We start from the raw sequence: 12,328 nt of genomic DNA on the forward strand, positions 1-12,328 counted from the left end.
CGCCTCACTTCAGCTGGTGCACCCAGGGTGCGTGCTCGAAGGCGCGGTAGTCGCAGCTCAGTTCCTCGCCGGCGGCGATGTCCCGGGCGGCGATCGTTCGTGTGTCGTCCTCGTAACAGTTCGGATCGTTGTCGTGGTTCATGAACTTGCCGTTGTCGCCGCAGAACATGTAAACGCCATCGACATTCAGATAGCTGTAATGACGAATGCGGGTGCGGAACGGTTCCGGGAACGCTTCGAGTTCGGCCGGCGTGATCGCCCAGTCGATGTCCGGGTTCAGATCCCAGACCACGGTGCCGGCGGCAATCGCCACCGGCGTGAACACGCCGAGGCCGTGGATGGGGCTGGTCGCGAGATAGGTGGGCACCAGAAACATGCGGACTCCTCAGTCTGCGTTTCTCGAACGGTGGGAAGGCGTCAGAAGCCTGGCGGCGGTGACGCGCTGGGGCTGTGCTGCTCGGACTGTGCCTGGGTGATATTGCTGCCGGGTGGCACGCTGCGGGTCAGCCAGACGTTGCCGCCGATGCTCGAACCCTTGCCGATGGTGACTCGGCCCAGAATCGTCGCGCCGGCGTAGATCACCACATCGTCCTCGACGATCGGATGGCGTGGCTGGCCCTTGATCAGGCTGCCGTCCTCGGCGGCTGCGAAGCGCTTCGCCCCGAGTGTGACGGCCTGATACAGGCGCACGTGATCGCCGATCACCGCGGTCTCGCCGATCACCACGCCGGTGCCGTGATCGATGAAGAAGCGGCTGCCGATCTGGGCGCCGGGGTGGATGTCGATGCCGGTGGCCGAGTGCGACAGCTCGGCGATGATCCGCGCCAGCAGCGGCGCCTCGAGCCTGTAGAGCTTGTGGGCGAGACGGTGATAGATCACCGCCATCACGCCCGGATAGCAGAGCAGCACTTCGTCGACGCTGCGCGCGGCCGGATCGCCTTCGTACGCGGCCTCGACATCGGTATCGAGCAGGCCGCGTGCAATCGGCAGATAGGCTGCGAATGCGTCGGTGATGTCGCGCGCCTGCTGCGGCACTTCGGCGACATCGCGACCCTGCTGGCGCGCTGTGTAACTCAGTTCCAGTTGCACCTGGTTGTAGAGCGCATTGAGCGCGGTATCGAGCGTGTGGCCGACGTAGTAGTCCTCGCTTTCCGCTCGCAACTCGGCCGGACCGAGGCGCATCGGGAACAGCGCGCCGCAGAGCTGATCCATGATCGTCTGCATGACATCGCGAGCCGGGAATTCGCGGCCGCCGGAATCGAGACTGCGATGACGCGCCTCGCGCCAGCGCGCCCGCTGCTCGCGCAGGCCTGCGACCACTTCATCGAGATTCCAGTGGGACTGCGCTGCCGGCTTGGTGGTCATGATCGTCATCGGGTCAATGCGGGCGCAGCGAACGGGCGGTCCAGCGCTGCAGCAGCACCTGCAGCACCGACATGGCCAGCAGGACCAGGCCAGTCTGCAACCAGGATTTGGCCAGATTGCTATCGCGATTCATGTCAGCTTCCACTTCGGCACGCACGCCTTCGCGCAGCTTCGGCAGCTCTTCGGCCGGTGGCTGGCGATCAGGCGGGATGCGGGCGAGATCGAGGCTCAGATTCAGCTCGGTCGCCAGTTCCAGATCCTTTTCGCTGTAGACCGGCATCGTCTGCAGGCGATAGCCGCCATACAGGCTCAGACCGAGACCGGCGACGGCGAACAGCAGGGCAACGTACAGGCGGATATTGCGACGCATGGATTCGGGGCGCTGGGCGCCAGCCGGGGCGCGTGGTGCAGTGGGAATTTTCCTGCGTAGACTGAAGCCATTGCCGGCCATCACAGGAGTTGTCCCATGCTGATTGGCGTCCCGAAAGAAATCAAGGTTCATGAGTACCGCGTCGGCCTGACCCCGGCCGGCGTCCGCGAGTTGAAGGCGCATGGTCACGAGGTGATCGCGCAGGTGTCGGCCGGTGTCGGCATCGGCATTGCCGACAGCGCTTACACCGCAGCCGGTGCCAGCCTGGTCGACACGGCGGCGGAAATCTTTGCCCGTGCCGAGATGGTGGTGAAGGTCAAGGAGCCGCAGGCCGCCGAGTGCGCGATGCTGCGCGAGGGCCAGGTGTTGTTCACCTATCTGCATCTGGCGCCCGATCCGGAGCAGACCAAGGCGCTGGTGGCCTCCGGCTGTGTGGCCATCGCCTACGAGACGGTCAGCGATGGCCGTGGCGGCCTGCCGCTGCTGGCGCCGATGAGCGAAGTGGCCGGTCGCATGTCGATCCAGGCCGGCGCTCACGCGATGGAAAAGGCGCAGGGCGGCAACGGCGTGCTGCTCGGTGGCGTGCCCGGTGTGGCGCCGGGCGATGTCGTGGTGATCGGCGGCGGCGTGGTCGGCTACAACGCGGCGCGCATTGCCGTCGGCATGGGTGCGAAGGTGACGATCCTCGATCGCTCGCTGCCGCGTCTTGCCTGGCTCGATACCGCGTTCGACGGCCGGCTGACCACGCTGTATTCGACCGTCGATGCGCTCGAAACTGCCGTCACCCAGGCGGACCTGGTGATCGGCGCCGTGCTGGTGCCAGGCGCGGCGGCACCTAAGCTGGTGACCCGGGCGATGCTGAAAGAAATGAAGCCGGGCACGGTGATCGTCGATGTCGCGATCGACCAGGGCGGCTGCTTCGAAACCTCGCGGGCGACCACGCACCAGAACCCGACCTATGTCGAGGAAGGCATCGTCCATTACTGCGTCGCGAACATGCCGGGCGGCGTGGCGCGCACCTCGACGTTCGCGCTGACCAACGCGACCCTGCCGTTCGTGCTGGCACTGGCCGACAAGGGCTACAAGCGCGCGCTGCTCGATGATCCGAATCTGCGTGAAGGCCTGAACGTGCATCTGGGTCAGGTCACCTACAAGGCGGTGGCCGAAGCGCTGGGCTGCGAGTACCAGTCGACCAAGGACGCGCTGAAGCCCTGGTGGGCGGCGAGCGATCACTGAAGTCGTAGCTGACCCGCGCGGGGCAGCTCGTAGGGTGGGCAGGTTTCATCTGCCCACGCATTACAGAGGTCGGCGAATCGGTGGGCAGGTACGGCTTGCCCACCCTACGAAGCGGCGGCCTTCACCGCCGGCAGCCCGTTGATCAGCACCTCGGCGATCGCGGCGAACATCGCCGTCGAACGCTGGGCGCGGGCCATCGTTCGCATGCCGCTCAGGCTGGCCATGACCGTCGCCGCATAAGTGACTGCGGCTTCACGGGTCTCGAAGCGATCGGCGACGCCATCGGCGATCGCTTCCACCCAACTCTGCACCGCGCCATTCACGGCGTCGGCAATGGTGCGATTGCCTGACGACAGCTCGCCGCCGAGATTCGAGGCGACGCAGCCGGCGGTGTAATCGCTGGCTTCCAGTTCCCGCGCCGTGGCTTCGAACAGCGCTCGGACGAACGCCGGCTCATCGCCGGGCGAGGTTGCAGCCGCACGGCGCTGGATGCGGCCGCGCAGTTCGCTGCCGAATACCTGCAGGGCTTCGAGCGCCAGCTGTTCCTTGCCGCCGGGAAAGTGGAAGTAGAACGAGCCTTTCGGCGCGCCACTTTCCTCCAGCAACTGAGTCAGCCCGGTCGCCGAATAGCCCTGCGTCCGGAACAGCCGCACAGCGGCTTCGACGGCGTCCTGCCGGGCGTTACTGGTCTTGGCCATTGCCTGCTCCTCCTGCTTCAGCTGACGAACGGCGTTTGCATCGTCGCTGACGATTATGTAGGGTGGTCACCATATTATGGTGATTGCCATAGTGTACTGGCAACTCGCCGAAACGCGAAACCAGTAAACAGCGGAACGGGGCCGGCGATCCGGCTGATGCGGTTGAAGGGATGGGGGTTGGACGATGAAAACCACGACGCGGATTTCGTTTGCGGCCTTGTTGCTGTCGGGTCTGGTGCTGATGCTGCTGGGCGCGCGAATCTGGTCGGCGCCTGATGTGTTCGCCTTGGAAATCGGCCAGTCGCGTTTGCCGGCGGAGGCCGTCTCGACCTTGGCGCTGAAGCATGGTGCGGTGCTGCTCGGTCTCGGCGCGTTCGCGCTGGTCTCGGCATTCCTGTCACCAGTGATCCGCTGGCTGGCGCTGGGCCTGCTGATCGCCTCGGGACTCGCGGCCTGGTTCGGCCTGTGGCAGTTCGCAGGCACCAGCAGCAATGCTTACGCAGCGGCGCTGAAGACCTTGCTGGTGGCCGATGGGCTAAGCCTGATGGCGATCACCGCGTGGCTGGATGCCGATCGTCCCGGCCCGCAGCCGACCGACGCGGCCTTACACTTCCACTGGGGCTGAGTTTCAGCCCGTTCAGCAACCCTTCTTGTTCGCCTCGATCTGCTGCTTGATCTGGACGATCAGGCCGTCGAAGCCATTGGCCTTGTAGATCTTGTCGTACTGACTGGAGCGCAGGGCCAGATCGCTGACGCCATCGGCGACGACATTGACGATGCGCCAGGCGCCGTTGCTCTCGCGCAGCACGTAGTCGAAGTTCACCGGCGCGCCACGGCCCGGCGTCAGCTTGGCGTTGACCAGGCGGGTGCCGTCAGCCAGTTCCTTGGTGGTCAGCGTCTCGAACTTCTCGCCGCCAAACTGAGCGAACTGGCTGGTGTAGGTGGCCAGCACCAGATCACGGAAAGTGGTGACGAAGGTGGCGCGCTGTTCCTCGCTGAGATCCTTCCACTGCCGGCGCAATACGCGCTGGGCGAGGAACGGCAGATCGAAACCGGCATCGACGGCCGCGCCGATCTTTTCGCTGCGGCCGCTGCATTTCAGCGTCGCACCGTTCTTCATGTTGTCGATCAGCACCGCGTGGAACGTGGTGATGGTATCGGCCGGCGTGCCGGCAGCGAACGCGGGTCGACCCAACAGCAGGGACGGCAGCAGGCACAGCATCAATACGAGACGTTTCGGCATCGGCGACAATGTTGAGCTCATGGGAAATGGGGCGGGGCGTTGGTGTCCAAGTGCCTGATATCGACCCGGCTCCCCTCGGCAAGTTCAGTTCGAAGTCTAAAGTCTGGCACAGGGGTTTTTGGCGGATGAGTCGTTTTCTTGCAGCGCTGGTCGACGCGTCCCAGCGTCGTGCCGTCCTGGTAGTGATCGTGGCGCTGCTGGCCGGCGCCGGCTTCGCCGCGTATACGGCCAAGCACCTGAGCATCGATACCAATCTTCAGAATCTGCTCGCGCCCGAGCTGCCGTGGCGGCAGGCCGAGATCGAGATGGATCGGCAGTTCCCGAAGCTCAGTCACACGCTCGTCGTGGTGATCGAGGGCGGGATTCCTGAAGTGATGGATGCCGCGCAGGCGCAGCTGATCGAGAAACTGCGGCCGCGCACCGACGTGTTCTCCGAAGTGTTCGCCACCGAAACCGAAGCCTACTTCCGTCGCAACGGGCTGATGTTCTTCGAGGCCGACAAGCTTCAGAAGCTAGCCGACGACATCACCGCCGCCCAGCCGTTTCTCGGTGCGCTCGATCAGGACCCGAGCCTGCGAGGCCTGTTCACCCTGCTGGGTCGCGCGCTGACCGCGCCGGTGGGCACTGACTTCGATCTGTCGCCAGCCTTCAACGGCATCGCGACCAGCGTCGCCGGCAGCACCCAGGGTGTCGATGCGCCCTTGAGCTGGCAGGCGCTGGTCGGTGGCGGCGGCAGCGAGCTCGCGGGATCGCGGCGGTTCATCGAACTGGGGGCGAAGCTCGACTTCAAGCGCCTGCTGCCCGCTGAACTACCGGTGCAGGCGGTGCGTGATGCGGTGCGCGATCTGGGGCTGGCCGACAAGGGCCTCAAGGTGCGACTCACCGGCACCGTCGCCATGGAGCACGAGGAAATCCAGACCGCGTTCTCCGGTGCCGGCATTGCGCTGTTCCTGGCGCTGGCGGTCTCCGCGGTGCTGCTTTGGTTTGCGTTGCGTTCGCTGCGGCTGATGCTGGCGACGATCCTGTCGCTGGCCTATGGCCTGCTGCTGACCACGGCGTTCGCGGCGATCGCGGTCGGCCATCTGAACCTGATCTCGGTTGCCTTCGGGGTGCTCTATATCGGCCTCGGCCTCGATTACGCGCTGTATCTGTGCATGCAGTACCGCGAGCGGCTGGGGCAGGGACTGGCGGTGAAGGGCGCCCTGGGCGTCGCGGCGTCTGATGTCGGCGGCTACATGACGGTCTGCGCGATGACCTGCTCGCTCGGCTTCTTCGCCTTCATTCCGACCGATTTCCTCGGTATCGCCGAACTCGGTGTGATCTCCGGCGCCGGCATGATCATCAGCCTGGCAGTCACCGTCACCCTGCTGCCGGCACTGATCCAGCTGCTGGCGCCGGATCCGAAGAAGCTGGCCTGGACGCCGGCGATCGGCAGCACGCTTTCTAAGTTGCTGGCCTGGCCGTTCGCCCATGCCAAGCCGATCTGGATCGTCTCCGCCGTGCTGGTGGCCGGCTCGCTGTATCTGGTGCCGGGCGCGCGTTTCGACAGCGATCCGTTGAAGCTGCGCGATCCCAAGACCGAAGCGATCATGACCTTCCGCGACCTGCTCAAGGACCCGGAAATCCCGACCCTGACCCTGTCCGCACTGGTTCCCGATCAGGACACGGCGACTCGGCTTGCCGAGGCGCTGGGCAAGCTGCCCGAGGTCAAGCGGGCGATGAGCCTGAACAGCTTCGTGCCGGCCGATCAGGAAGAGAAACTGGCGATCATCGAAGACCTGCGCTTCGCGCTCGGTCCGCAGCTGACCGATGCGCCGGCGCCGAGCGAACCTGCGGTGCGCGAGGACGATTACGCGCTGATCGAGCAGATGCGCGTCGGGCTTCCGGCTTATGTCGCGGCCCAGACCGGCAAGCAGGCTGAAGCCGCAAAAACGCTGCAGGATGCGCTCGACGGCTTTGCCGCCGAGTACGGCAAGCGCGATGCGGCCGGTCAGGCGGCCTTGCTCGCATCCTTGCGCGCCAATCTGCTCGGCAGCCTGCCGGCGCGGCTTGCCGGCTTGAAGGACGCGTTGAAAGCGAGCGCAGTCACCGCCGCGGACCTGCCGCCATCGCTGGTCGATCGCTGGAAGAGCGCGGACGGCCTGTATCGCGTCCAGGCGATGCCGAGCGCCGTGCTCGACAACCCCAAGGACGAAGCCGCGTTCATCGCCGCCGTGCAATCGGTCGCGCCGACCGCAACCGGTGGCCCGTCAACGCAGGCTGAAGCCGGCAAGTCGGTGGTCGAAGCGTTCCAGAAAGCGTTCGCCTATTCGGCCATCGTCATCACCGTGTTGTTGCTGGTGCTGCTGCGCTCGGTGATCGACACCTTGCTGGTGCTGATCCCGCTGGTCATGGCCGGGCTGCTGACCGTCGCCGCGTCGGTGCTCGCCGGCGTGCCGTTCAACTTCGCGAACGTGATCGCGCTGCCGCTGATTCTCGGCGTCGGTGTCGACTACGGTGTCTATCTCGTCCAGCGTGGCCGCGCGGCTGCCGACGGTTCGCTGCTGAAGACCGGCACCGCGCGCGCCGTGCTGTTCGGCGCGCTGATCACCATGGTCAACTTCGGCAATCTGGCCTTCGCCAAGCATCCGGGCATGGTCAGCATGGGCCTGCTGCTGACGCTTGGTCTCGGCATGACCCTGCTCTGCGCGCTGGTGCTGCTGCCGAGCCTGCTGGCGCTTCGCTGGCGCCATCTGGCCAAGTGAAATCGAACAGAAGGAACTCCGCATGAGCCTCGGCATCGCTGTCCTGACCGTTTCCGACACCCGCACGCTCGCCGACGACAAGTCCGGCAATCTGCTGGTCGAGCGCATCGCTGCCGATGGTCATCGCCTCGCGGCGCGGTTGATCAAGAGCGATGACCGTTACGGCATCCGCGCGCAGCTCTCGAACTGGCTGATCGACGACACCGTCGACGTGATCATCATCACCGGCGGCACCGGCCTGACCGGCCGCGATCTGGTCCCGGAAGCAGTGCGGCCGCTGCTCGACCGCATCACCGATGGCTTCGGCGAATTGTTCCGGATGTTGTCGTATGCCGATGTCGGCACCTCGGCGATCCAGTCCCGCGCGTTTGCCGGCTCGGCGAATAGCCGGCTGGTGTTCTGCCTGCCAGGTTCGCGTGGCGCCTGCGAACTGGCCTGGGACAAGATCATCGGCCTGCAGCTGAACACGTCGACGCAGCCCTGCAATCTGGTCGACATCATTCCGCGGATGAAGGAATCGCCGGATCAGCCCGCGCCGAAGCGGCCGTCGAATCGGGATTGAAGTAGGGCGGCCCGTGGCCGCCAGCCCCGCGCGCTGAACCTAACCGAAGCGGCGGGCGTGGCCCGCCCTAAGCCGGCAGGCTGAGCTTCTGCATCGCTTCGATCACCAGCGGATGCACCTGCTCCTCGCCCTTGGCGATGCAGGCGCGCAACTGCTTCTGCATGCGCGGCTCCCAGAACTTGTCGATGTGATTGGCGACGCCGCTCACGGCTTCGACGTGATTCGGTTCGGCGGCGAAGAAGGCGGCGATGTTGTTCGCCATCTCGCTCAGGTTCTGGGGATTCATGCAGAGACGGTTTCGATGGAGGTGGGCAGCGGCGCGGTGTCGCTGAGACGGGCGGGGCAGGCGTAGATCACATGGTTGCCGCCACGTGCGTAGCCGATCAGGCTCAGACCGGCTTCCTCGGCCATGCGCACGGCGAGTGCGGTCGGGGCCGAGATCGCCGCCAGCAGCGGCATGCAGACGGTCGCCGCCTTCAGCACCATTTCGTAGCTGGCGCGTGAGGTGATGACGGCGAAGCCGCGTGCGCTGTCGATGTGGGCGCTGCTCATCGCGCCGATCAGCTTGTCGAGCGCGTTGTGGCGGCCCACGTCTTCGCGTACCAGCAGCAGCTTGCCGGCAGCATCGGCCCAAGCTGCCGCATGGGTGGCGCCGGTGACGGCGTTGATCGGCTGACGCTCGCGCAGTTCGTGCAGCGCGCGATGCAGCGCCGCGCTGCTGATCGGCAATCCGGCTGGTACGTGAGGCGCCGGGCGCATCGCTTCGGCAATGGTTTCCGAGCCGCACAGCCCGCAGCCACTGCGGCCGACCAGATTGCGGCGACGATCGGCGAGCAGCGCCGCACGCTCGGCGGGAATGCGCAGGCCGATCTCGTAGCCGTTGTCGAGTGCGTTCACGGTCAGCGATTCCACTTCGCCGGCGCTAGTGACGATCGCTTCGCTCAAACAGAAGCCGAGCGCGAAGTCTTCGAGATCGCCCGGTGTTGCCATCATCACCACATGCGGCTGGCCGTTGACGATCAACGCGACTGGCACTTCTTCGGCGACGTAGTCCTGCGTATCGCTGGCCGCGCCATCGCGCTGGACGTGCACCGGCAGCAGTGCATAGCCCGTCGCCGGATCGGGCGACGAGCCGGCTTCTGGCAAAGACTTATTTGGCGATCGCGGCATGACCGGCATCGCTGGCCTGCTTCAGCAGTTGCTGCTGGTTGTCGCTGAACTCGCGATAGCGACGCTGCCATTCGCTGGGCTGGCTGACGCGCGTCACCTGCACGGCGGTGACCTTGAACTCGGGGCAGTTGGTGGCCCAGTCCGAGTTATCGGTGGTGATCACGTTGGCGCCGCTGAACGGATGGTGGAAGGTCGTGTAGACGACACCCGGCTGCACGCGATCGGTGACTCTTGCGCGCAGCACGGTGTTGCCGGAACGGCTTTCGATGCCGACCCAGTCGCCGTTCTTGACGCCCCGCTCGTCGGCATCGTGCGGGTGGATCTCGAACACGTCTTCGCTATGCCATTCGCTGTTCGAGGTCCGCCGCGTCTGCGCGCCGACGTTGTACTGGCTGAGGATGCGGCCGGTGGTCAGGATCAGCGGGAACTTGCCGTTCACCTTCTCGTGTGTCGGCACGTATTCGGTCAGCAGGAAGCGGCCCTTGCCGCGGACGAACCCGTCGATGTGCATGGTCGGCGTGCCCAACGGCGCTTCGTCGTTGCATGGCCACTGGACGCTGCCGATCTCGTCGAGCTTCTTGAACGAGACGCCGTGGAAAGTCGGCGTCAGGCGCGCGATCTCGTCCATGATCTCGGCCGAGCTCTGGTAGTTCATCGGATAGCCAAGCGCATTGGCCAGCATCTGCGTCGCCTGCCATTCGCCGACGCCGCTCTTCGGCCGCATCACCTGCCTGACCGGCGAGATGCGCCGCTCGGCATTGGTGAAGGTGCCGTCCTTCTCGAGGAACGACGAACCCGGCAGGAAGACGTGAGCGAACTTCGCCGTCTCGTTCAGGAACAGATCCTGAACCACAACGCACTCCATCGCGCTCAAGGCTGCGGTGACGTGCTGGGTATTCGGATCGCTCTGCGCGATGTCCTCGCCATGCACGTACAGGCCGAGGAATTCGCCATCGAGCGAAGCCTCGAACATGTTCGGAATGCGCAGGCCCGGTTCGTTGGACAGCGACACCTTCCAGTCCTGCTCGAACAGCGTGCGTGCCGCCGTATCCGAGACATGCCGGTAGCCCGGCAGCTCGTGCGGGAAGCTGCCCATGTCGCAGGAGCCCTGGACGTTGTTCTGGCCACGCAGCGGGTTGATACCGACGCCTTCGCGGCCGACGTTGCCGGTGGCCATCGCCAGATTGGCGATGCCGATCACCATCGTCGAACCCTGGCTGTGCTCGGTGACGCCGAGGCCGTAATAGATCGCGCCATTGCCGCCGGTTGCGTACAGCCGCGCCGCGCCGCGAACCATCGCCGCCGGCACGCCGGTGATCGCTTCCATCGCTTCGGGCGAGTTGCGGCCTTCGGCAACGAACACGCGCCATTTGTTGAACGATTCGGTATCGCAGCGCTCGGCGACGAAATCTTCCTTGACCAGGCCTTCGGTGACGATCACGTGCGCCAGCGAGTTGATCAGCGCGACATTGGTGCCCGGCATCAGCTTCAGGTGGTAGTCGGCTTCGATGTGCGGCGTGCGCACCAGATCGATGCCGCGCGGGTCGGCGACGATCAGCCGCGCGCCTTCACGCAGGCGACGCTTCATCTGCGACGCGAACACCGGATGGCCGTCGGTCGGGTTGGCGCCGATGACGACGATGACGTCGCTCTGCATCACCGAATCGAAAGTCTGGGTGCCAGCCGATTCGCCGATGGTCTGCTTCAGGCCATAGCCGGTGGGCGAATGGCAGACGCGAGCGCAGGTATCGACATTGTTGTTGCCGAACGCCGCGCGGACCATCTTCTGGACCACGTACACCTCTTCGTTGGTGCAGCGGCTCGAAGTGATCGCGCCGACCGAATCCTTGCCGTACTTCGCCTGGATGCGCTTGAACTCGGCAGCTGCGTGAGCGATGGCTTCCTCCCAGCTGACTTCCTGCCAGGGATCGGAAATCTTCGCGCGGATCATCGGTTTGGTGATCCGGTCCTGGTGCGTCGCATAGCCGATCGCGAAGCGGCCCTTGACGCAGGAATGACCGTGATTCGCGTGGCCATCCTTGTTCGGCACCATGCGGACGATGTCCTCGCCCTTCATCTCGGCACGGAACGAGCAGCCAACGCCGCAGTAGGCGCAGGTGGTGATCACGCTGTGCTCGGCCTGGCCCTTGGCGATCAGCGACTTCTCGCTGAGGGTCGCGGTCGGACAGGCGGCCACGCAGGCCCCGCAGGACACGCATTCCGATTCCATGAAGCTGTCGCTCTGGCTCGGAGACACCATCGACTCGAAGCCGCGGCCGGAGATGGTCAGCGCCAGGGTGCCCTGCTGCTCGTCGCAGGCACGCACGCAGCGCGAGCAGACGATGCACTTCGATGGATCGAAGGTGAAGTACGGATTGCTTTCGTCCTTCGGCATGAAACGATCGTTGACCTTGCGCTTGCCGTCGGCGTGGACGTGCCCATGAACATGATTGGCGCCGTCATAGCCGTAGCGCACTTCGCGCAGGCCCACCGCACCGGCCATGTCCTGCAGCTCGCAGTGGCCGTTGGCGGGGCAGGTCAGGCAGTCCAGCGGGTGATCGGAGATGTACAGCTCCATCACGCCGAGGCGCAGCTTGGCGAGCTTGTCGTTCTGGGTGACCACCTTCATGCCGTCGGCGACCAGGGTCGTGCACGACGCCGGATAGCCGCGCATGCCTTCGATCTGCACCAGACACAGACGGCAGGAGCCGAAGGCTTCCAGCGTGTCGGTGGCGCAGAGCTTGGGGATGTTGATGTCGGCGAGCGCGGCGGCGCGCATCACCGAAGTGCCTTCCGGCACCGTGACTTCGCGGCCGTCGATGTTGAGCGTGACCTGCTTCGCGGCCACTTCGGCAAGCGCGGTCTTCTGGCCGACATTGCGCGGCGCGCGCGGAGCGGGGGTGCCGAGATCCTTGTCGATGATCGAGAACATGGTTGCGT

Annotated in this window: 12 protein-coding genes; 4 read left to right on the plus strand and 8 right to left on the minus strand. The window is 65.3% G+C overall.

Annotated elements, in window-relative coordinates; translation table 11 throughout:
• Positions 1-4: 4 nt before the first annotated feature.
• The 3 genes from G513_RS0102015 to G513_RS0102025 are packed head-to-tail and all read right to left on the minus strand — an operon-like array spanning position 5 to position 1,735.
• Positions 5-376 carry an SET domain-containing protein gene (locus tag G513_RS0102015; RefSeq protein WP_022975160.1) on the minus strand — a complete coding sequence of 124 codons (372 nt, stop codon included), beginning with the start codon at positions 374-376 and terminating at the stop codon, positions 5-7.
• Positions 377-417: 41 nt separating this feature from the next.
• Positions 418-1,365, minus strand: coding sequence for a serine O-acetyltransferase EpsC (gene epsC, locus G513_RS0102020; RefSeq protein WP_156891442.1), 948 nt, complete (start codon positions 1,363-1,365; stop codon positions 418-420).
• Positions 1,366-1,378: 13 nt separating this feature from the next.
• Positions 1,379-1,735 (minus strand): hypothetical protein, encoded by a 357-nt coding sequence (locus G513_RS0102025; protein ID WP_022975162.1) that lies wholly within the window; start codon positions 1,733-1,735, stop codon positions 1,379-1,381.
• A gap of 96 nt (positions 1,736-1,831) precedes the next feature.
• On the opposite strand from G513_RS0102025, the gene ald reads away from it, so the two are divergent.
• Positions 1,832-2,971 carry an alanine dehydrogenase gene (gene ald / locus G513_RS0102030; protein ID WP_022975163.1) on the plus strand — a complete coding sequence of 380 codons (1,140 nt, stop codon included), beginning with the start codon at positions 1,832-1,834 and terminating at the stop codon, positions 2,969-2,971.
• Positions 2,972-3,075: 104 nt separating this feature from the next.
• On the opposite strand, the gene G513_RS0102035 is transcribed toward ald, so the two are convergent.
• The gene (locus G513_RS0102035) at positions 3,076-3,669 is read right to left on the minus strand and encodes a TetR/AcrR family transcriptional regulator (RefSeq protein ID WP_022975164.1); all 594 of its coding nucleotides are present in this window, start codon (positions 3,667-3,669) and stop codon (positions 3,076-3,078) included.
• Between the two features lie 184 nt (positions 3,670-3,853).
• Here G513_RS0102035 and G513_RS0102040 point away from each other — a divergent pair, with 184 nt between their 5' ends.
• Positions 3,854-4,294, plus strand: coding sequence for a hypothetical protein (locus G513_RS0102040; RefSeq protein ID WP_022975165.1), 441 nt, complete (start codon positions 3,854-3,856; stop codon positions 4,292-4,294).
• 12 nt (positions 4,295-4,306) lie between these two features.
• Here G513_RS0102040 and G513_RS0102045 read toward each other — a convergent pair whose 3' ends face one another.
• Positions 4,307-4,933 carry an ABC transporter substrate-binding protein gene (locus tag G513_RS0102045; RefSeq protein WP_084711373.1) on the minus strand — a complete coding sequence of 209 codons (627 nt, stop codon included), beginning with the start codon at positions 4,931-4,933 and terminating at the stop codon, positions 4,307-4,309.
• 104 nt (positions 4,934-5,037) lie between these two features.
• On the opposite strand from G513_RS0102045, the gene G513_RS20920 reads away from it, so the two are divergent.
• Positions 5,038-7,656: an MMPL family transporter gene (locus G513_RS20920; protein ID WP_022975167.1), complete on the plus strand. Its 2,619-nt coding sequence runs from the start codon at positions 5,038-5,040 to the stop codon at positions 7,654-7,656.
• Positions 7,657-7,678: 22 nt separating this feature from the next.
• Positions 7,679-8,218 (plus strand): molybdenum cofactor biosynthesis protein B, encoded by a 540-nt coding sequence (gene moaB / locus G513_RS20925; protein WP_022975168.1) that lies wholly within the window; start codon positions 7,679-7,681, stop codon positions 8,216-8,218.
• Between the two features lie 67 nt (positions 8,219-8,285).
• On the opposite strand, the gene G513_RS0102060 is transcribed toward moaB, so the two are convergent.
• The 3 genes from G513_RS0102060 to fdhF are packed head-to-tail and all read right to left on the minus strand — an operon-like array spanning position 8,286 to position 12,320.
• Entirely contained in the window at positions 8,286-8,504 is a 219-nt protein-coding gene (locus tag G513_RS0102060) for a formate dehydrogenase subunit delta (RefSeq protein ID WP_022975169.1), read from the minus strand.
• Positions 8,501-9,388: a formate dehydrogenase accessory sulfurtransferase FdhD gene (gene fdhD / locus G513_RS0102065; RefSeq protein WP_084711374.1), complete on the minus strand. Its 888-nt coding sequence runs from the start codon at positions 9,386-9,388 to the stop codon at positions 8,501-8,503. The genes G513_RS0102060 and fdhD overlap by 4 nt, the downstream gene beginning before the upstream one ends.
• Positions 9,369-12,320, minus strand: a complete 2,952-nt coding sequence (gene fdhF / locus G513_RS0102070) for a formate dehydrogenase subunit alpha (RefSeq protein WP_022975171.1) — start codon at positions 12,318-12,320, stop codon at positions 9,369-9,371. Before fdhF ends, fdhD begins: the two co-directional genes overlap by 20 nt.
• Positions 12,321-12,328 lie beyond the last annotated feature (8 nt).

This window comes from Nevskia ramosa DSM 11499 (genome assembly GCF_000420645.1).
Lineage (GTDB): Bacteria > Pseudomonadota > Gammaproteobacteria > Nevskiales > Nevskiaceae > Nevskia > Nevskia ramosa.

Bases quoted from the DNA above. Each gene is read 5' to 3' on its own strand.
- G513_RS0102040 (WP_022975165.1), top strand. From the start codon at position 3,854: ATGAAAACCACGACGCGGATTTCGTTTGCGGCCTTGTTGCTGTCGGGT.
- G513_RS0102035 (WP_022975164.1), bottom strand. From the start codon at position 3,669: ATGGCCAAGACCAGTAACGCCCGGCAGGACGCCGTCGAAGCCGCTGTG.
- fdhD (WP_084711374.1), bottom strand. From the start codon at position 9,388: ATGCCGCGATCGCCAAATAAGTCTTTGCCAGAAGCCGGCTCGTCGCCC.
- epsC (WP_156891442.1), bottom strand. From the start codon at position 1,365: ATGACCACCAAGCCGGCAGCGCAGTCCCACTGGAATCTCGATGAAGTG.
- G513_RS0102025 (WP_022975162.1), bottom strand. From the start codon at position 1,735: ATGCGTCGCAATATCCGCCTGTACGTTGCCCTGCTGTTCGCCGTCGCC.
- moaB (WP_022975168.1), top strand. From the start codon at position 7,679: ATGAGCCTCGGCATCGCTGTCCTGACCGTTTCCGACACCCGCACGCTC.
- fdhF (WP_022975171.1), bottom strand. From the start codon at position 12,320: ATGTTCTCGATCATCGACAAGGATCTCGGCACCCCCGCTCCGCGCGCG.
- G513_RS0102060 (WP_022975169.1), bottom strand. From the start codon at position 8,504: ATGAATCCCCAGAACCTGAGCGAGATGGCGAACAACATCGCCGCCTTC.
- G513_RS20920 (WP_022975167.1), top strand. From the start codon at position 5,038: ATGAGTCGTTTTCTTGCAGCGCTGGTCGACGCGTCCCAGCGTCGTGCC.
- G513_RS0102015 (WP_022975160.1), bottom strand. From the start codon at position 376: ATGTTTCTGGTGCCCACCTATCTCGCGACCAGCCCCATCCACGGCCTC.
- ald (WP_022975163.1), top strand. From the start codon at position 1,832: ATGCTGATTGGCGTCCCGAAAGAAATCAAGGTTCATGAGTACCGCGTC.
- G513_RS0102045 (WP_084711373.1), bottom strand. From the start codon at position 4,933: ATGAGCTCAACATTGTCGCCGATGCCGAAACGTCTCGTATTGATGCTG.